The following is an 18,946-nucleotide window of genomic DNA, read 5'->3' as shown; positions in this document are numbered from 1 at the left end:
ACATGCGCAGCCACACGCCCGCGGGGTGCAATCCTGCGCCCCGCGGGAGCGTCGCTTCATCTGTGCATCGACCCGCGCACCGGCCATCCGGCGAATGCGGCCGGCGAGATCGCCACTTACATCTTCATGCCCGAAGAATGCTGTCTTCCGCTCGGGTCGCCGCCGCGATCGGGCGGCGTATTGTTCTGATCAATCTTCGCGAGAATGAACCCGCCAGCCGACGGCAGCGTGCCGGGCATGCGCAGCGCCGTTTGTGCGCCGGCGGCGTGCGGCGACGCGGGGGCCGTGGAACCTGAGAACGGCGCGCCCGATTGAGCGAACGCCGAAAGGGAAACGGCCGCAAGGACGGCCGCGATCGCGTGCTTGTTCATGGCGACTCCTTTCGCGACAACACTGCGTGAGACAACTCATTCAGTCTAGTTCGCAAAACTTAACGCCACGTGAAGGTATGCCGTTTCGCACATGACGGCATATTTGATCTCGGCCGGGCATGGGTGATGCTGCGCGCATCGAAACCACGGCATCCAGCTAGCCGCGATGCCGCGCCTGACCCGCCGCATCGCGTCAGCCGGTGACAACGTGCGCGATCCGCAGCGAACGTCCGCGATCTGTCGGTCGGTCGAAGGACGCCGGACGGCGCCCCATCCGGCATACATTGCCTTCACGCTCCACCGTCCCGTCGGCACGATGCCGATCGTGTTCTGCCCGTCGAAAGAAGCCGGCGGACGCCGAACTGTGCACGGCCCGGCGCGCGGCGTCAGCCACGCACGGCTTTCACGACGTACTGGCTCGTCGGCACGACGTCGATCTTGTCGAAGTCGATGAAGCGCGCGCAGCTGTCCATCATCTCGGCGACGTTGCGCTGGAACTTTTCTTCGTCGCCGACCGCGTCGAAGAACGCATGCGGATCCGTCATCGCGGCGGCCGGGAAGCATTCCTCGACGATGGCGTCGTAACCGGGCGCCGCATGCGTGAGCGCGCGCACGACGACGTTCTGCACGTACTGGAAGTTGTCCTGCGTGTCGATCGCGACGCGCGTGTGATGGTTGTGCCACACGTCGAGCCACGCTTCGTGCGTGAGGCGCGGCGGCCGCTTCAGGAACGCGAGCTGGGAAAACCCGCTGGTGCGCTCGCCGGGCCGCGCCGGAAAGCGCGTGTTCGGAATCGGCTGCGACTCGGTGACGAGATACGCGGCCATGTGCGGGGCGACCGCGCGCACCGCGTCGTCGAACAGCTGGCGGAACATCGGGTTCGCGCTGTCGATCCACACGGCCGCGATCCCGTCGATGCCCGGATGCGTGTTGACCTGCTTCAGCGCGGCGGCAGGCGCGACGTCCGCGTCGGCGACGTTGACCTGCACGCCGTGTGCACCGAGCGACAGCAGCTTGTCCGCGAGCTGCGCGCGCACCGTGCGGCTCCATTGATCGGGCGTGGCTTGCGCGTCGCGCCACAACACGTAGATGACTTTCTCCATTGCTCGGGCTCCAGGTTGGCCAGGTTGGGAATGATGGGGCAGCGGACGGCCACGGCAGCCGTGCCGCCGCATTCAGTGCGCGATGTCCTGCTGCGCGTCGGGCGCGAAGCGGTTCGCGGTCAGCGTGAACGACGGCGGGATCGGCGAGGTCACGCTCTCGAACAGCCGGTCGTGACGCGTCGCATGGATGCGCCACATGCCGTCCTGCTTCACGTAGTCGTCGTCGTAGAACGCGGTGCCGTGCAGCAGCCAGTCGTCGTCGAGGTTGATCGCGTGATCTTCAAGAAACCACACGCCGTGTGCGCGATCGGGCGCGACGAGCGTCAGCTCCGGGTGATGGCCGTGATGCATCGTCAGGAACGTCGGCTTGCCGATCAGCGCCTGCAGGCTCGATACGAACGCGTCGCGGCCGTCGTATGCGTACTTGCCGCCGTACAGGCGCGCCGTGCAGTCCGCCGTCAGGCATTGCGCGAGCAACGCCCAGTCGTGCGTGTCGACCGCGCGGAAGTACCGGTATTTCAGCTGACGGATCTGCTCGAATTCGTGGAGCGTCCGGGTCGTGTCGTCCATCGCCGCGCCTCGTGGTGGTGTCGACGGATGGTAGGAACGAAGGCCGCCGCATCACATCGTCTGATTGGATGATCGGGGCCGGCGAGGCGCGGCCGGCGAGGTGGGGCCGCCGAGGTGCGGCCGCCGAGGTGGGACCGGAGAGGTTGGGGTGCGCAGGCATGGGCGGCGAGATGGAGCCGGCGAGCGGCAACCGTTTCATCCGAACGGGTGATGGCCGCCCGGCACGGCGCCTGTACCTTGGCATCGACGCACCGCACTGGCCTGCGTCCACACCAAGGAGACGGCATGACGCCCATCGAACAACTGGAGACGCGGCTGCGCAGGCTCGAGGACGCCGACGCGATCCGCCGCCTGAAGGCGCGCTACTTCACGAGTTGCGACCGGAAAGACCCGCAGGGGATGCGTGACTGCTTCGCGCCCGGCACCGTGCACATCGACTACGGCCGGATCGGCGTGTTCGAGCATCGCGACGCGCTCGTCGACGTGTTCGAGCGGCTCGGCTGCCATCCGCACATCGTCGAGATGCACCACGGGGTCAACCCGGACATCACGGTGCTCGACGACACGCATGCGCGCGGCACATGGGGCCTGCATTACCAGATGATCGACACGAACGCGCACACGCTCACGCAGCTCGGCGCGTACTACGACGACGAATACCGGAAGGTCGACGGCGAATGGAAGATCGCCGCGACGCGCTGCGTCGTGACGTCGACGCTGTCCGCGCGCTACGACGGCGATGCGAAGGGCGTGCTGTTCGCAGGCACGCAGCCGCCGGCTGCCTGATGCCGCGCACTTTGCCGCGCATTACGCATTCCTCATCGACGTTCCGTCGCACCGCATCGAACAGGAGACACCGAACATGACACAGAAGAACGACACGCTCATCGCCGTCGTGACCGGCGCATCGCGCGGCGCGGGCAAGGGCATCGCGCGCGCGCTCGGCGCGGCAGGCGCGACCGTCTACGTGACGGGCCGCTCGCAGCGCGAAGGCGACGCGCCGCTGCCCGGCACGATCCATGAAACCGCGCGCGAGATCGATGCGCTCGGCGGTCGCGGGATCGCGGTGCCGTGCGATCACACGGACGACGCACAGGTCAAGGCGCTGTTTGACCGCGTCGAGCGCGAAAGCGGGCGGCTCGACATCCTCGTCAACAACGCGACCTGTCTGCACGACCAGCTGATCCTCCCGGGCCCGTTCTGGGAGAAGTCGCTCGATCTCGTAAACATCCTCGACGTCGGCCTGCGCTCCGCGTACGTCGCGAGCTGGCACGCGGCGCCGCTGATGGCGAAGCGCCGCAGCGGGCTGATCGCGTTCACGTCGTCGTTCGGCGCGAGCTGCTACATGCACGGCGCCGCATATGGCGCACAGAAGGTCGGCGTCGACAAGTTCGCGAAGGACATGGCCGTCGACCTGAAGCCGTTCGACGTCGCGGCCGTGTCGATCTGGATGGGGCCGTTGCGCACCGAGCGCACGACGCGCGTGTGGGAAGAACATCCGGACCTGTACAAGGAATTCTCGCTCGTCGCGGAAAGCCCGGAATTCACGGGCCGCGTGCTTCATGCGATTCATCAGGACCCCGATCGCATGTCGCTGTCGGGCCAGGTGCTGGTCGGCGCGGAAGCGGCGCTCAAGTACGGGATTGCGGATCTCGACGGCAAGCAGCCGCCTTCGTATCGCGACACGCTCGGCGGGCCCGTGCAGGCGCATCCGGCAATCGTCGCGTAATGGCCGGCGAATGGCCAACGAAGGAGCACGCATGGGCATCCTGAAGGACAAGGTCGCGCTCGTCACGGGCGCGGGGCAGGGCGTCGGCCAGGGCGTCGCGTACGCACTCGCGGCCGAAGGCGCGCGGGTCGCGGTGGTCGGCCGCACGCGCGACAAGCTGCTCGCGACATGCGAAGCGATTCGCGCGCGCGGCGGCGTCGCGGAGCCGTTCGTCTGCGACGTGATGGACGCCGGCCAGATCGCGAACTGCGTCGAAGACGTCGTCGCCTGCTACGGCGGCGTGCAGATTCTGATCAACAACGCGCAGGTCGTGCCGCTCGGCCGCCTGCTCGACGTGACCGACGATGCGTTCGTCGCGGGGCTCGAATCGGGCCCGATCGCGACGCTGCGGATGATGCGCGCGTGCCACCCGCACCTGAAGGGCGACGGCGTGGTCGTCAATTTCGCGTCGTCGGCCGCGGTGCGCTGGGATGCGTCCGGCTACGGCGCGTATGCAGCGACCAAGGAGGCGATCCGTGCGCTGACGCGCGCGGCCGCATGCGAATGGGGCGCGGACGGCATTCGCGTGAACGCGGTCGCGCCGCATGCGCTGTCGCCGGGGCTGAAGGGCTGGGTCGACGCGAATCCGCAGGAAGCGGCCGCGTTTTTCCGGACGATACCGCTCGGCCGCGTCGGCGACTGCGAACAGGACATCGGCCGCGCGATCGTGTTTCTTGCGAGCCGCGATGCCGCGTACCTGACCGGCGCGACGCTGCCGCTCGACGGCGGGCAGGCGTATTGGGGGTAAAGGCCCGCGGCATCGGCCGCGTGGCGATCAACGTACGGGTTCGCGCGTCCCTGCGCGCGATGCCGGCGAATCGAAAAGAGGAAAACATGGCTCGACTGCAAGGAAAGGTAGCAATCGTCACCGGCGGCGCACGCGGGATGGGCGCGGCGACGTGCCGGCTGTTCGTTGAGGAGGGGGCACACGTCGTGATCGCCGATGTGCTCGAAGCGGAGGGCGAAGCGCTCGCGCGCGAGCTCGGCGACGCTGCGCGCTTCATGCGGCTCGACGTCGCCGACGAAGCGAACTGGGAACGCGTCGCCGCTGCGACGGCCGAGCAGTTCGGCCGCGTCGACGTGCTCGTCAACAACGCGGCGGTGCTGATGTTCGGCGGCATCACCGAACTGTCGAAGCGCGATTTCGAACGCGCGGTGTCGATCAACCTGGTCGGCACATTCGTCGGCATCCGCACGGTCGCGCCGCGAATGATCGCGCAGAAGCGCGGCTCGATCGTCAACATCTCGTCGGTGGACGGGCTGCGCGGCGTCAATGCGCTCGCCGCGTACGTGTCGAGCAAATGGGGCGTGCGCGGGCTCACGAAGGTTGCGGCACTCGAACTCGGCCACCAGGGCGTGCGCGTGAACTCGATCCATCCTGGCGGCGTGAACACCGTGATGTCGAACCCGAGCGGCGCACCGCTCGACGAAGTCAACAAGCACTACACGCACGTGCCGCTGCAGCGTGTCGGGCTGCCTGAAGAAATCGCGCGCGCGACGCTGTTCCTCGCGAGCGACGAAGCGTCGTACTGCAATGGTGCGGAACTGGCGGTCGACGGCGGGATGGCCGCGGGCGCGTATTACCCCGGATTGCCGGGCGCGCCGTTTTGACGGCCGGCGCAAACACCAACAGTCCGCATCGGATCACTAATCCCAATAATTGACAATGAAAGTCATTCTCAATACCGTGTGCCGTGCTTTGACAGGCTTTGTTCCATGCAATGCAGGATTGGTCGTGCTGACTCACGGCCGCTGACGGATCCGATTCTTCGATAGCCCAACCGAACGAAACCATGCAACAGTTCACGCGACACTCTCTTAACGACTGCATCGGGTTGTTGGGATCTGTTGTACTTTGCTGCAGTGGATTGCTCATGGCGTTCGGTTGGCTGGTCGATCGCGAGTCGTTACTGAGCCGCGTCGGCGGAATTGCGCTCGCCGTGTTGTTTTTCCGGGTTGCTTGGATACATGGCAAGAAGCTGACGAGTCGGCTGTCGAATGCCTCGGACTCTCAACGCTAGTCAAAAAATCTTCGATTACCGTTCCGCGCATGCAAGAACGCGATGTTGTGCGCGCAACCTAATTCAGGGTTTGCCGCAGTAGCGAAAACGCTGATTCGTGTGAAGGCTCGACGCAATCGGCGCGCGCATACGCGCGGTGTCGTCCTTGCCGCATCCGCGAAACCCTTGCGGGGCGGCCATTTGCACGATTGGGGCGCTACGGCGGCCACGATCTGTCAGCAAAAGTGACGCACCGGCAATCCGCATGCCTGCTCGCCGTCACACTTGTTTCTTGTTGCAACGCAACGCCGGCGCAGATTTGGCAATGGTATGCTGGCCATCATGTAGTTGGTACGTCAGGTTGCATGCATGGCGAAACACGCGTTCGCATACTCTAACGAGACACACATTCCTCTCGCCCGCATCACGGCTCCGACACGCGCGCCGCTCGCGCGTCACGTCCTGCGCGCGGTCTCCGCTGCGACCTGTCTCCCGATCAGCTTACCCATCTCGCGGGCCCGGCCCGCTCCCCCCATCCCCGCCCAATAAAACTGGAGACATCCACATGCAGCCAAATACCACGGCCGAAGCAGCACACGGCCAGCAGATCGCTCCGCCGGCTTTCGTCAAGCACCGCGGGCTGATCGACTGGGTGAAGCGCATCGCCGAACTCACCGAACCCGACCGCATCGTGTGGTGCGACGGGTCGCAAGCCGAATACGACGCGCTGTGCCAGGCGATGGTCGAGCAGGGGACGCTGAAGCGCCTCGATCCGGTGAAGCGTCCCAATTCGTATCTCGCGCAGTCCGATCCGTCGGACGTCGCGCGCGTCGAGGACCGCACGTTCATCTGCTCCGCGTCGCGCGACGACGTCGGACCGACCAACAACTGGATCGCGCCGGACGAAATGCGCGCAACGCTCGACGGGCTGTTCCGCGGCTCGATGCGCGGCCGCACGCTGTACGTCGTGCCGTTCTCGATGGGCCCGCTCGGCTCGCCGATCGCGCACGTCGGCGTCGAGCTGTCCGACAGCCCATACGTCGCGGTGAACATGCGGATCATGACGCGCATGGGCCGCGACGTGTACGACGTGCTCGGCGAAGACGGCCCGTTCGTGCCGTGCGTGCACAGCGTCGGCCATCCGCTCGAAGCCGGCCAGCAGGACGTGCCGTGGCCGTGCAACCCGGTCAAGTACATCGTGCATTTCCCGGAAACGCGCGAGATCTGGAGCTTCGGCTCCGGCTACGGCGGCAACGCGCTGCTCGGCAAGAAGTGCTTCGCGCTGCGCATCGCATCGACGATGGGCCGCGACCAGGGCTGGCTCGCCGAGCACATGCTGATCCTCGGCGTGACGTCGCCGGCCGGCAAGAAGTATCACGTCGCGGCGGCGTTCCCGTCCGCATGCGGCAAGACCAACTTCGCGATGCTGATTCCGCCGAAGGGCTTCGACGGCTGGCAGGTCACGACGATCGGCGACGATATCGCCTGGCTGAAGCCGGGCCGCGACGGGCGCCTGTACGCGATCAATCCGGAGGCGGGCTTCTTCGGCGTCGCTCCGGGCACCGGCGAGAAGACCAACCCGAACGCGATCTCGACGCTGAAGGAAAACGTGATCTTCACGAACGTCGCGCTGACCGAGGACGGCGACGTCTGGTGGGAAGGGCTGACCGACACGCCGCCCGCGAAGCTGACCGACTGGCAGGGCAACCCGTGGACGCCGGAGATCGGCAAGGAAACCGGCCGCAAGGCCGCCCATCCGAACTCGCGCTTCACCGCGCCGGCCGCGCAATGCCCGTCGATCGACGGCGACTGGGAAAACCCGGCCGGCGTGCCGATCGATGCGTTCATCTTCGGCGGCCGCCGTTCGACGACCGTGCCGCTCGTGACCGAAGCGCGCGACTGGGTCGAAGGCGTGTACATGGCTGCGACGATGGGCTCGGAAACGACTGCGGCCGCGGTCGGCCAGCAGGGCATCGTGCGACGCGACCCGTTCGCGATGCTGCCGTTCTGCGGCTACAACATGAGCGATTATTTCGGCCACTGGCTGAAAATGGGCGAGCAGCTCGCTGCAAGCGGCGCCGCGCAACCGAAGATCTACTGCGTGAACTGGTTCCGCAAGGACGCGAACGGCAAGTTCGTGTGGCCGGGCTTCGGCGAGAACATGCGCGTGCTGAAGTGGATGCTCGATCGTCTCGAAGGCAACGGCGGCGGCGGCGAGCACGCGTTCGGCGTGTCGCCCGCGTACGACGACCTGCACTGGGACGGGCTCGATTTCACGCGCGCGCAGTTCGATGCCGTCACGTCGATGGATCACGCCGAATGGCGCGACGAGCTGAAGCTGCATGCGGAGCTGTTCGACACGCTGAAGCTGCGCCTGCCGGCCGAGCTGCTCGATACGATGAAGAAGATCGAGCAACGCGTCGGCGAATGACCGGCCTCTGACCTCACAATAGGCCAAGCGCCGGTTTGCCCGGCGCGCCGTCATCGACACCCCGCGCCGGCCGCCATGCCGGCGCGGGATTTTTTTTGATGCGCGCGGTTCACCGCAGTCATTCACGGCAAGCGACGCGCGCGCACCCGCTCACAGCGCGCGGCAATGCGCGACGACTTCGTCGACCGCGCGCTGCACGTCGCCGCGCCGGTAGCGGAGCACCGCGAGATCGGCGGGGTCCGGTTCGTACGACACCACGTTGCCGCGCCCCGTGTAGATCGCGATGTCCGGCAGCAGCGGATGTTCCTGATCGAGCGACGGCACGTCCTGCGGATGGCCGGCCGCGCGGAAGAACGCAGCGAAATAGTCCGCGAAGCTCAGGTTCTCGTCGCCGACCAGGTACGACTTGCCCGCTTCGCCGCGCTGCAGCGCGCCCCAGATCGCTTCCGACAGCGACTGCGTCGAGATGAAATTGCTGCCGCCCGCCGGCCCGTAGACGGGCAATCCCGCGAGCTTGCCTTCCGCATAGCCCGTGTACGCGGCGAACATCTCGTTGCGCAGCCCCGGCACCGATCCGACGACGAACGGCGCGTTGACGCTGCAGACGGAGAACGACGGCGTCGCCAGTGCACGCACGCGTTCGTCGGCAAGATGGCGCGAGCGCACGTACGGCACCGTGTCGACGAGTTCTGGCGCGACCTGCGGATAGAAGCTGCCGACGAGCACCGCCTTCTTCACGCCCGCGTCGCGCGCGAGCGCGAAGAAGCGCGGCACGGCCTCGATGTTCGCGCGTTCCCAGTGCGCGGCTTCGTCGGTGCCGGGCGGCAAGTGGCGGATATCGTTGCCGGCCGCGAACACGACCGCGTCGTAGCGCGCGAGATCGTCTCGCGTGAAATTGCCCGCGACATAGTCGCGTTGCAGCACGTCGAACGAAGCGAGCGCGCTGCCGGCTGCGGGTGGCTTGCGCGCGGCGAGCGTGATGTCGTTGCGCTGCTCGCGCAGGTAGAGCGCGGCGTGGCCGCCGATGAGGCCAGTACCGCCGATGATCAGGATCTTCATGGTGTCTCCGGTGCGGATGCGTGCGCGCACGACGTCCATGCGCGCGCAACAGGGAAGCGGGCGTGTGCCCGCTCAGAAGTTGAAGCCGTTGCCGGTGACGACCGGCATGTTGGTCCAGAAGCCGTTCGGGTCGCGATACCAGCCGGCCGCCGCGAGCGCGCCGCCGTCGACGTGCAGCGTCGTGCCGGTGACCCACGCGGCGAGCGGACTCGCGAGGAACAGCGCGGCGCCTGCGATGTCGCCCGCCTCGCCGAAGCGGCCGAGCGGAATCCAGCGCGGCATGTGCGCATGGTGCTCGGCGGCGACCATCGCGCTCACGGGCACCTGCGGCGTCTCGGTCGTTTCGGGCGCGATCTGGTTCACGCGAATGCCGGCCGGCCCGAGTTCGAGCGCGAGGCTTTTCGTGAAGCCGGTCAGCGCGGCCTTGAACGATGCGTACACCGCGCAGTTCGGAATCGCGCGGAACCCTTCGATCGACGACACGCTGACGATGCTGCCGCCGGCGCCACGGCGCCGCAGCAGCGGCAGCATCGCGCGCGTGACGACGAACACCTGCCGCAGGTTCACATCGAACAGCCGCGCGATGTCGTCGTCCGTGTAGTCGTCGAACGATTTCGCGATCTGCAGGAAATCGCCGACATTGTTGACGAGCACGTCGAGGCCGCCGAAGCGCGCGTCGATCGTTTTCGCGAACGCGTCGACCTGGTCGCCGCGCGTGACGTCGACGACTTCGACGAGCGCGTCGACGCCCGCCGCCTCCAGCGTGTGCCGCACGTCCTGCGCGCGGGCGGCATCGATTTCCGCGATCGCGACGCGCGCGCCCGCCGCGCCGAACGCTTCCGCGCAGGCGCGGCCGATGCCCGCGCCGCCGCCGGTGATCAGCACGGTCTTGCCGGTCATTGCAATCATCTGGATCAACCTCCGGGAAAAATTCGCACGCGCCGCGTCACAGCGACGAGATCAGTTGAGCGTTGTCGATCCGCAGTTCCGCGCCGTTCACGAAACGCGATTCGTCGGACGCAAGGAACAGCACGAGATTCGCGACGTCCTGCGGATCGCACATCCGCGCCATCGGGTCATGGCCGATGCCGAGCGTCGCCGGGTCGAGATCGGGTACGAGCGCCTGCGTCATCGGCGTCCAGATTCCGTCCGGGTGGATCGAGTTGCAGCGGATCCGGTAGCCGCTGCGCTTGCAGTGCGCGGCGACGCTGCGCGTGAGCGCCGTCACGGCGCCTTTCGAGCCCGTGTATGCGCACATCATCGGCAGGCCGCCGAGCGCGGCGACCGACGACATCATCACGATCGAACCCTGCGTCGTGTTGTGCTTCATCGCGTCGATCGCGTACTTGCAGCCGAGGAAATAGCCGTCCGCATTGGTACGCATCACGCGCTGCCACGTATCGAGGCTCGTCTCCTCGATCGTGCCGACCGGACAGATCGCCGCGTTGTTCACCAGCACGTCGAGCCGGCCGAAGCGCGCGAGCGTCGCCGCGATCGCCTGTTGCCAGCCGTCTTCGTCGGCGATGTCGTGGCGCACGAACAGCGCGGCGTCGCCGATCTCGCGTGCGAGCGCGTGGCCCGCGTCCTCGTTGATGTCGGTGAGCACGACGCGCGCACCTTCAGATGCCAGCAGCAGCGCATCCGCGCGGCCGACGCCGCTCGCCGCGCCGGTGATCAGCGCGACCTTGTTTGCGACTCGATTCATGGTCGAAGAGATTCCTGTGTGTGAAAGGGAACGACGGCTCATGCACGGCCGGGCGCGCGGCCGGCCTTCACCGCGTCGAGCGCGGCCGCGCCGAAGATCTGCGCGATCGTGTCGTCGACGCGCGGGTTCGCGCGCAGCTCGTGGCCGCCGTCGACCGCGAAGCTCTGGCCCGTCACCCAGCCCGATTCCGGCCCCGCGAGGTAGCGCACCGCGTGCGCGATCGCGTCGGGCTCGCCGAGCGTGCGCAGCGGGATCTGGTCGAGAAAGCTGTCGACGAGCGCGCGGTTGTCGAACATCGGTGCGGTCGCTTCGGAGCGCGTGAGCCCCGGGCGCACCGCGTTCACGCGGATCTTCGCGCCGGCCAGTTCCTCGGCCGCCGCGCGGACCAGCGCTTCCAGCGCGGCCTTCGCGGTGCAATAGCCGGCCAGCCAGCGGAAATTGATCCGCGCGGCGGTCGACGAAATGCACACGACCGAGCCGCCGCCGCTGTCCGCGAGCATCGGCGCCGCGTGGCGGATCGCGAGGAACGCGCTCATCACGTTGAGTTCGAGGTCCGCGCGGAAGCTGTCGGCGTCGTGCATCAGCAGCGGCCGGAACGCGGCGCCGCCGACCGTCGGTACGACGATGTCGAGCCGCCCGTTCAGCGACCACGCGCGCTGCAGCGCGTCGAGCAGATCGGCTTCGACGCCGGCATCGCCCGCATGGATCGCGACGCGGCCACCCGGCACCGCGTCCGTCAGCTGCTGCTGTGCGCGTTCGAGCGCGTCGCGGCGGCGGCCCATCAGCACGACGGACGCACCGTCGGCGAGCAGCGCGTGTGCGCTGGCCGCGCCGATGCCGGACGAGCCGCCCGTCACGAGCGCGGTCTTGCCGTCGAGAGGACGAGCCGCGGGAAGGGAAGCGCGCATCGTTCAGCCCTCCAGCGGCAGGTCTTGCGCCCAGTCGACGTGCAGCGTGCGCGCGGCGAAGCGCCACGCGCCGCCATCGAACACGCAGCGGTCGTGGTAGCGCAGCCCCCAGTCGAGCTTGCGCTTCACGCCGTCGCGCACATACACGTGGCATGCGACGCCGTACGTCTCGACGGCTGCCTCGCCGCCGTCGAGCGTGACGAGCTGGTTGTGCACGTGGTGCTGGGTCGTGTCGTAGCGCCCAATCGCGCCCATCCCGGCGACGATCGCGTCGCGATCGTCGAACGCGAAGCCGGGGCCGGCCAGACGCGCGTCGGGGGTGAAGAGGGTGGCGAGCTGCCGCCAGTCGCGCCGGTCGACCGCCTGCGCATAGCGGCAGGCGAGTTCGTACAGCGCGTGACGGGGATTCGAATCGGTCATGCCGGACTCCCGTGAAAGGACGGAGAAGGTGGCCGTGCAGCGACGACGGAACGACGGGCAGGGCCGCCTGGCGATGCGCAGGTTCGCATCCGGCCGGACCGGACTCATCATCCATACGGAGCAGGGGCCGGACTGGGGAAAACACGAGGCCCGATTCGGCAGCGCGGCGATCTTGCGGCGCAACAAGCCGCCGGCCGCGCGGCGGCGGGACGAATGCCCGCGTCGGGGCTGCGACTCCACGCAAATCCTTCGCCCGGCACGCCGATCGTCGAGCGCCGATGCTGCGGTGCAGCGCGCGCATTGGCGGCCGCTCCGCGTTTGCCCTTAGTCAAAACGGACGATGGCCGGCGCGAGGCCGGCCGCTACCGTGCAGTCATCCGCTGCGGCGCCTGCCGCGCCGGACCCGAGACCGCACACGCGGCGCATCTGGAGGGGACGATCATGAGACTGACGAATCGCAAGCTGGGCGCACTCGCCGCAGGCACGCTCGCGGCCATCGCAATGGCGCGTTATGCGACCGACGAGGTGGCGCCGCCGCCGTATGCGCCGGGCACCCTGCAATGCCGCTCGGTCGACGCGAACGGCCTGCCGACCGGCTGTGTGCCGATCGATCCCGCGCGCTTCGGGTTCGCCGCGCTGCGCGGCATGTGATCTCCCTTCACGCAGACCTTTTCTCCATGCCATCGGAATACTCGCTGACCCGTCCCCTGAACCTCCGCGACGTGCGCCACTGGGATGCCGAGCACGACGTCGTGATCGTCGGCTTCGGCGCCGCCGGCGCATGCGCGGCGATCGAAGCCGCGAGCGCCGGCGCCGACACGCTGATCGTCGAGCGCGCATCGAGCTACGGCGGCACGAGCGCGCTGTCGGGCGGCGAGATCTACCTCGGCGGCAGCGGCGGCACGCCCGCGCAGCGGCAGGCCGGCTTTCGCGACGACACGGAGGACCTGTACCGCTACCTGATGCTCGCGGGCGGCCGCGACGCGGACGAGGGCAAGGTGCGCCTCTACGCGGACGAGAGCCTCGCGCATCACGACTGGCTCGTCGCGCAGGGGCTCACGTACAGGAACACGTTCATCGCCGAGCGGATCGTCGAGCCGGAAACCGACGACTGCCTGATCTGGTCCGGCAGCGAGGAGGCCTGGCCGTTCAGCGAGGCCGCGAAGCCGTGCCCGCGCGGCCACACGCCGCAATGGCCGGGCTGGGGCGGCGGCCAGATGCTGATGAAAGTACTGGCCGACCGCGTGCAGGCGCTCGGCGTCGCGACCCGCTACGACACGCGCGCGCTCGCGCTGATCGTCGACGATGCCGGCGCCGTGTGCGGCGCGGTGCTGCGCGCGTATGGCGAGACCGCGATCGTGCGCGCGCGGCGCGCGGTGATCCTGTGCGCGGGCGGTTTCGCGATGAACCGCGACATGGTGCGCCGTCACGCGCCGCAGCTGCTTCGCTCGGCCGATCCGATCGGCAGCCCCGGCGACGACGGCGCGGGCATCCAGCTGGGCGTGAGCGCGGGCGGCGCGGCGATCCACATGGACCAGGCGTTCGTCAGCCTGCCGTTCTATGCGCCGGAATCGCTGATCAACGGGATTTTCGTGAACGAACGCGGGCAGCGCTTCATCAACGAGGACGGCTATCACGGCCGCACGGGGCAGCACGCGTTCCAGCAGCCCGGCGACCGGATCTACCTGCTCGTGGACCAGGCGACCTACCAGGAGCCGCCCGCGATCGCGCGGATCGGCATCGCGGCGGCCGGCGAAAGCTGGGAAGAGGTCGAGCGCGATCTGCAGATGCCGGCCGGCACGCTGACCGCGACCGTCGACGTCTACAACCGTCACGCGGCGCAAGGCGTCGATCCGCTGTTCCACAAGGCCGCGAAATGGCTGAAGCCGCTGAACGAGCCGCCGTTCGTCGCGCTCGACTGCCGGATCGACTACGCGTTCTATCCGCATTTCACGCTCGGCGGGCTCGACACGCTGCCGACCGGGCAAGTCGTCGACGCGACGCGCACGCCGGTGCCCGGGTTGTACGCGGCCGGCCGTACGACCTGCGGATTGCCGCGCTGGGGCGCCGGGTACAGTTCGGGGCTGTCGCTCGCGGACGCGACGTTCTTCGGGCGGCAAGCGGGGCGTCATGCAGCGCACGCGGGCCGCGATGCCGAGTAGCTATCGTACATAGCGAGGTGCGCGCCGATAGAGGTGGATCGGCTTATGAGCGCCTCCGCGCTATCGGATGCCCCTTCGCCTGCAATTCCTCCAGCCTGCGTAACATCCACTGCACGTTATTCAAGATCACCATGTTCGCGACGATGGGGATGATCTTGCACTGCTCGTGCGGACACATTCTGCAATGAGGCCGTCGCCGCCCAACGTCAGCCACTGGTCGAAGTGGTTGCATTGCTCGCTTCTCGCACCAAACCCGATCATCATCGGGAACGTTCTATTGCAAATGATTCGCATTACGAATAGCATACGTTTGGGCGCCCGAAATCGACATCATCTGACGCATATTCTCAGGAGTTCTATGCAATGAGAGAGATGACCTTGAATGAAATTTCAGCGGTTGCCGGGGCTGGATTTACTGGTACCGTAGTAGGCACAGTCGCCGGCAGTGTTGCCGGGGCAGCGTGGGGGCCCGAGGTCGGCGCAGCAGTCGGTGCCGCCATTGGATCTGTCGTTCCGGGCATTGGTACCGTTGGTGGTGCGATTGTTGGCGCGGGCGTTGGCTCGATCTACGGGGCAATGGTTGGAGGGGCTTCTGGCGCTTATGTCCTGAACAAAATCCAGGATGAGGGTTGGGCCGCCTTTTTTGGTCCGTCATTTCGCCCTCGATTCGAAACCATGTGGGGACTCTCGGACTGGCTTGAAAGTCATTTCTAATTCTTAAATGCCGGTCAACTTGGCTAGTCGATACCCTTGGATCTGACCAGCGTCGGGCCCATCGGCGTACAGTCGGATGGGCTTGCATCGTTTTTATCATTCTAAGAATCCACTAAACCATCATCAACCTGAAGGGCGTGAAATATGAAATCCCATATTCCACCATCCCGCAATGCCACGCGTGTGGCGAGGCGAGCATTGATCGAATGAATGCCTATATGAGAAGAGATGCGCCCAGGAAACAATTTTTAGTTACTTATACTTGCGTTGGATTAACTCTAACAATAGCCACTTCAATCATCTTTTGGCTATGCGAGCCAGATTTTCTAAAAGACTATCTGGCGGGATGCGCTACATGCTTTGTGGCATGTTTCGTTGCGAGGATGGCAATACCCTCTCGGCCTGGACGCTATATCGACATCAGCAAATACACGATCTCGACATCGCTGGCGGCTAGCGGACTTGCCGTCATTATTTCTATTTTTGGAATTCTATTGAAACTTGGAAGTGGAACGCCGGTATTTTTGTTTGTCGTGCCAGCGACCATTGGAGGGGTGGCTCATGATCTCAGAACTTTATCGAGATAAAAGGTCATGACATTTAAATGGATAGCCTGACTTCTCCACTATTCCGCGACAAGGCTACAAGCACACTTTCCACGGGGGTAATCGACGAGATCGTGCTGCCCCCCCCCAGTATCATTTGTGTTCGTAAGAGTAACGGCCGTATGCATGGCGGTCGCTGTCGCGCCGCTGTTCACGTTTGGCAGCTATACGCGCGGCAACCCGGCATCGCACTTTACAAGGCTGTGTCCGAAGGGCAGCGCGGGACGGTTCTCTATACGGTGTCCTCCAAACTGAAGAGCGCCGCACAGGGCCGCACCCAGCCTGCGCTGATGGAGCAAGTGCTGCCGATGCGCGCATGACGCCGATCGATCCCGCCGACGTGCTGGCCGGACGGTACATCGCTTATGCGATGTACCGCCACGACCGCGCACACGCGATTCACGGCGAAACAGCCGGACGCTGATGCGGAACCCGATCCATCGCTTCACGAATGCATCAGCCGAGATCGAGCGCGTTCGTCAGATCCCCCGGCGGCGTCTGTCCGCGCGCGGCGAACGCCCGGTCGCGCGCCGCCACACCGTCCAGCGGCGCGAGCCCGTGCACGCGGCTGATGAAGCGCAGGATCGAGTTCGTGTCGTACATCATGTGGTCCACGTAGCCCTTCTTCGCGAACGGCGCGATCACGAGCGCCGGAATCCGCGAGCCGGGGCCCCAGCGGTCGCCCGCCGGCGGCGCGACCGGATCCCACCAGCCGCCGTTCTCGTCGTGCGTCATCACGATCACCGTATTCGCCCATTGCGGCCCGCGGCGGATGTGCTCGATCACGTTCGCGATGTGCCGGTCGCCCGACTCGACGTCCGCATAGCCCGCGTGCATGTTCAGGTTGCCCTGCGGCTTGTAGAACGTGACCGCGGGCAGGCGGCCCGCGTCGATGTCGGCGATGAAGCGGTTGGTCGACGGATCGTCGCCGAGCCCCGCGTCGCGCAGGTGGCGGCGGCGTGCCTCGGTGCCGGGCGCGTACTTGACGAAGTAATTGAACGGCTGATGGTGATACTGGAAATCGGGCACGTTGCCGGTGTCGCGATGCTCGAGCGCGAATTGCCACGCACCGCTGTACCACGCCCAGTCGACGCCCTTGTCCGACAGCCGGTCGCCGATCGTCGCGTACGCCTGCGGCGGCAGCACGCGGTGATCGGCCGGATCGGCATAGGTGGGGTTGCCGTTCTCGGGCGGGGGCACGTAGCTCGGCTGATACGGCGGCGCCATCGTGTTCACGCCGTAGCCGTCGGGCGTCAGCGCGCCGTCGCGCGCGAACTTCGGCGGGCCGTCGAGCGCGGACGCCGGCGAATCGGCCGCCAGCTTCAGGCGCGTGCCGGCAGGGTCGTCGCCGTCGACCGCCGACAGCAGCTTCGCCGCTTGCGGATGCTTGTGCGCGTCCGGATACAGCGGCGCCTGCGCGGAAATCAGGAACATGTGGTTGAGCCACGAGCCGCCGAAGGCCGCCATGAAGAAATTGTCGCAAAGCGTGTATTGCCGCGCGAGATTCCACAGCCGCAGCGTGTCGGCCGAATTGCGGTAGTGCCCCATCACGAGGCCGCCCGAATCGGCCCACGCGGCGAACTGGTCGTTGCGGCCCGCGTTGATCTGCATCTGGTTCTGGTAGAAGCGGTGCCACAGGTCGCGCGTGATCACGCCGTTCGGCAGCGGCTTGCCGTTCACGTCGCGGATCAGGAACGGCGCGTTCGGCAGCTTCTGGATGTCGTGCTCCGCGATCGCGTAGCGGCGGCCGTCGACTTCCTGCGCCTGCGGCACGAGCCCGCCCCAGATCTTCGGCAGCACCGGCAGCGGCGTCTTGCCGTCGCGGTCGAGCTGCTGCGCATGCTCGCGCGGCACCGCGCTCAACGGCGTTTGCACGCCGGGGAAATCGCCGTACAGGTTCGCGAAGCTGCGGTTCTCCGCATAGATCACGACGATGTTGCGCACCTGCTGGCGCAGCGCGTCGTCGAGCCGGAGGTCGGCCGCGGAGCGCGGCGCCGCACTGGCCGATGGCGTGCTTTCGCAGCCGGTGAGTGCAACGCTCGCGACGCTCGCGCCAAGCGCGGCGATGCCGCCGAGCACGCGGCGGCGGTCGGGATCGTCGGGGAGGTCGTCGGGCCGGTCAGGGGTCTCGTTCACGTCGTGGGCTCCTCGGATGGGCGGGTGGAGGGTCGTCGAATGCGTGGCCGGTCGGCGCATGCGCCCTCGATGGTGACACCGATCGCGGCGTGCGCGACATTGTCATGAAAATGTCACGAACGGGACTATAACGCGATGAGGGGCGGGATCAAAGGATCAGTCCGACAAAACGGTGCCGCGCGCATCGCTGCGAGACGCGCGGCAGCGAACTAGACTGGATTTACGAGCCGCGTGCGCGCGCGTGCCGGTGGCGCCGGCTGCCAGGTGCCACCGGCCGCGGGAACCGCGTGGCGTCGCGCGCGGGCCGGTGAAGCCGCCGGCCGCCGCGCCGCCGGGCGGATCACGTGAGACCGCGCAAGCGGGACAGCGCGATGCGGCACGAGAGAGTCGGTCGACGGCGCGCGCGACACGCGGGTCCGCGCATGACCGCGCGAATGCGCAAGCGCCCATTCATTTGACGAAACGAGGCGACGATGAACCACTCGAATCCCACTCCGATGCAGTCGGCCCTGCGGCGCGACCAGCGGCCGCCCGCCCATACCGACGACAGCTATCACGCGCCGAAGCGGCTCAAGACCGCGACCCGCTGCACGACGTGCAGCGCATCGTACGACGACGGCCGCTGGACCTGGCACGCGGCGCCGGACGACGCGAAGGCGCAACAGTGCCCGGCCTGCAAGCGCACGGAAGATCGCGCGCCGGCCGGCGAACTGACCCTGAGCGGCGCATACGTCGAGCGCCGCCGCGCGGACATCCTCGCGCTGCTCAACAACCAGGCGGACGACGAAACCCGCGCGCACCCGCTCGAACGGATCATGGAAATCGATGACGGGGACGCGTCGATGACCGTGCTCACGACCGGCGTGCACATGCTCCGGCGGCTCGGCAAGGCGATGGTGCGCGCGCACCACGGCAAGCTGACGCTGCATTACCCGGACGGCGAAGGGATCCTGCGCGCCGAATGGAAGCGTGCGGACGCATGAGCGTACGACGG

The 18,946-nt window shown here is 67.0% G+C and carries 20 protein-coding genes and 1 pseudogene; 11 read left to right on the top strand and 10 right to left on the bottom strand.

Annotated elements, in window-relative coordinates:
• Positions 1–116 precede the first annotated feature (116 nt).
• From ACV229_RS01210 to ACV229_RS01200, 3 genes are all read right to left on the bottom strand, one after another.
• Positions 117–371 (bottom strand): hypothetical protein, encoded by a 255-nt coding sequence (locus ACV229_RS01210; RefSeq protein WP_448081286.1) that lies wholly within the window; start codon positions 369–371, stop codon positions 117–119.
• Between the two features lie 386 nt (positions 372–757).
• Complete coding sequence (locus ACV229_RS01205) at positions 758–1,474, bottom strand: EthD domain-containing protein (protein ID WP_448081285.1); 717 nt, start codon at positions 1,472–1,474, stop codon at positions 758–760.
• A 72-nt stretch (positions 1,475–1,546) separates the two neighbouring features.
• A complete protein-coding gene (locus ACV229_RS01200; RefSeq protein WP_448081284.1) occupies positions 1,547–2,044 on the bottom strand; it encodes a nuclear transport factor 2 family protein in 498 nt (165 codons plus the stop codon).
• Positions 2,045–2,329: 285 nt separating this feature from the next.
• Here ACV229_RS01200 and ACV229_RS01195 point away from each other — a divergent pair, with 285 nt between their 5' ends.
• From ACV229_RS01195 to ACV229_RS01175, 5 genes are all read left to right on the top strand, one after another.
• Positions 2,330–2,830: a nuclear transport factor 2 family protein gene (locus ACV229_RS01195; RefSeq protein WP_448081283.1), complete on the top strand. Its 501-nt coding sequence runs from the start codon at positions 2,330–2,332 to the stop codon at positions 2,828–2,830.
• Positions 2,831–2,906: 76 nt separating this feature from the next.
• Complete coding sequence (locus ACV229_RS01190) at positions 2,907–3,773, top strand: SDR family NAD(P)-dependent oxidoreductase (RefSeq protein ID WP_448081282.1); 867 nt, start codon at positions 2,907–2,909, stop codon at positions 3,771–3,773.
• Positions 3,774–3,804: 31 nt separating this feature from the next.
• The gene (locus ACV229_RS01185; protein ID WP_448081281.1) at positions 3,805–4,560 is read left to right on the top strand and encodes an SDR family NAD(P)-dependent oxidoreductase; all 756 of its coding nucleotides are present in this window, start codon (positions 3,805–3,807) and stop codon (positions 4,558–4,560) included.
• Positions 4,561–4,646: 86 nt separating this feature from the next.
• The gene (locus ACV229_RS01180; RefSeq protein ID WP_448081280.1) at positions 4,647–5,423 is read left to right on the top strand and encodes a glucose 1-dehydrogenase; all 777 of its coding nucleotides are present in this window, start codon (positions 4,647–4,649) and stop codon (positions 5,421–5,423) included.
• Between the two features lie 954 nt (positions 5,424–6,377).
• Entirely contained in the window at positions 6,378–8,243 is a 1,866-nt protein-coding gene (locus ACV229_RS01175; protein WP_448081279.1) for a phosphoenolpyruvate carboxykinase (GTP), read from the top strand.
• Positions 8,244–8,393: 150 nt separating this feature from the next.
• Here the strand turns inward: ACV229_RS01175 and ACV229_RS01170 are convergent, their stop codons facing one another.
• The 5 genes from ACV229_RS01170 to ACV229_RS01150 form a co-directional block, all read right to left on the bottom strand.
• Entirely contained in the window at positions 8,394–9,302 is a 909-nt protein-coding gene (locus ACV229_RS01170; RefSeq protein ID WP_448081278.1) for an NAD-dependent epimerase/dehydratase family protein, read from the bottom strand.
• A gap of 72 nt (positions 9,303–9,374) precedes the next feature.
• On the bottom strand, positions 9,375–10,211 hold the full coding sequence (locus tag ACV229_RS01165) for an SDR family NAD(P)-dependent oxidoreductase (RefSeq protein WP_448081277.1): 837 nt from the start codon (positions 10,209–10,211) through the stop codon (positions 9,375–9,377).
• Between the two features lie 37 nt (positions 10,212–10,248).
• Positions 10,249–11,007 carry an SDR family oxidoreductase gene (locus ACV229_RS01160; protein WP_448081276.1) on the bottom strand — a complete coding sequence of 253 codons (759 nt, stop codon included), beginning with the start codon at positions 11,005–11,007 and terminating at the stop codon, positions 10,249–10,251.
• A 38-nt stretch (positions 11,008–11,045) separates the two neighbouring features.
• On the bottom strand, positions 11,046–11,915 hold the full coding sequence (locus tag ACV229_RS01155; protein WP_448081275.1) for an SDR family NAD(P)-dependent oxidoreductase: 870 nt from the start codon (positions 11,913–11,915) through the stop codon (positions 11,046–11,048).
• 3 nt (positions 11,916–11,918) lie between these two features.
• Positions 11,919–12,335, bottom strand: a complete 417-nt coding sequence (locus ACV229_RS01150) for a nuclear transport factor 2 family protein (protein ID WP_448081274.1) — start codon at positions 12,333–12,335, stop codon at positions 11,919–11,921.
• 441 nt (positions 12,336–12,776) lie between these two features.
• Here ACV229_RS01150 and ACV229_RS01145 point away from each other — a divergent pair, with 441 nt between their 5' ends.
• Positions 12,777–12,986 (top strand): hypothetical protein, encoded by a 210-nt coding sequence (locus ACV229_RS01145; RefSeq protein ID WP_448081273.1) that lies wholly within the window; start codon positions 12,777–12,779, stop codon positions 12,984–12,986.
• Between the two features lie 26 nt (positions 12,987–13,012).
• On the top strand, positions 13,013–14,497 hold the full coding sequence (locus ACV229_RS01140) for an FAD-dependent oxidoreductase (protein WP_448081272.1): 1,485 nt from the start codon (positions 13,013–13,015) through the stop codon (positions 14,495–14,497).
• Positions 14,498–14,558: 61 nt separating this feature from the next.
• On the opposite strand, the pseudogene ACV229_RS01135 reads toward ACV229_RS01140, so the two are convergent.
• Positions 14,559–14,740 (bottom strand): annotated as a pseudogene (locus tag ACV229_RS01135) (hypothetical protein); the annotation flags it as partial.
• A 120-nt stretch (positions 14,741–14,860) separates the two neighbouring features.
• Here ACV229_RS01135 and ACV229_RS01130 point away from each other — a divergent pair.
• The 3 genes from ACV229_RS01130 to ACV229_RS01120 all read left to right on the top strand — a co-directional run bounded on the left by ACV229_RS01130 (position 14,861) and on the right by ACV229_RS01120 (position 16,136).
• Positions 14,861–15,211 (top strand): hypothetical protein, encoded by a 351-nt coding sequence (locus tag ACV229_RS01130; RefSeq protein ID WP_448081271.1) that lies wholly within the window; start codon positions 14,861–14,863, stop codon positions 15,209–15,211.
• A gap of 206 nt (positions 15,212–15,417) precedes the next feature.
• Positions 15,418–15,798, top strand: coding sequence for a hypothetical protein (locus tag ACV229_RS01125; RefSeq protein ID WP_448081270.1), 381 nt, complete (start codon positions 15,418–15,420; stop codon positions 15,796–15,798).
• A gap of 17 nt (positions 15,799–15,815) precedes the next feature.
• Positions 15,816–16,136, top strand: coding sequence for a hypothetical protein (locus ACV229_RS01120; RefSeq protein WP_448081269.1), 321 nt, complete (start codon positions 15,816–15,818; stop codon positions 16,134–16,136).
• Between the two features lie 136 nt (positions 16,137–16,272).
• Here ACV229_RS01120 and ACV229_RS01115 read toward each other — a convergent pair whose 3' ends face one another.
• On the bottom strand, positions 16,273–17,952 hold the full coding sequence (locus ACV229_RS01115) for an acid phosphatase (protein ID WP_448081268.1): 1,680 nt from the start codon (positions 17,950–17,952) through the stop codon (positions 16,273–16,275).
• Positions 17,953–18,425: 473 nt separating this feature from the next.
• Between ACV229_RS01115 and ACV229_RS01110 the strand changes: the two genes are divergently transcribed.
• Positions 18,426–18,935: a BCAM0308 family protein gene (locus ACV229_RS01110; RefSeq protein ID WP_448081267.1), complete on the top strand. Its 510-nt coding sequence runs from the start codon at positions 18,426–18,428 to the stop codon at positions 18,933–18,935.
• The last annotated feature ends 11 nt before the right edge of the window (positions 18,936–18,946 follow it).

This window comes from Burkholderia sp. MR1-5-21 (genome assembly GCF_053427715.1).
Note: the sequence above shows the minus strand (reverse complement) of the source record. Positions and strands in the feature narration are given on the sequence as shown.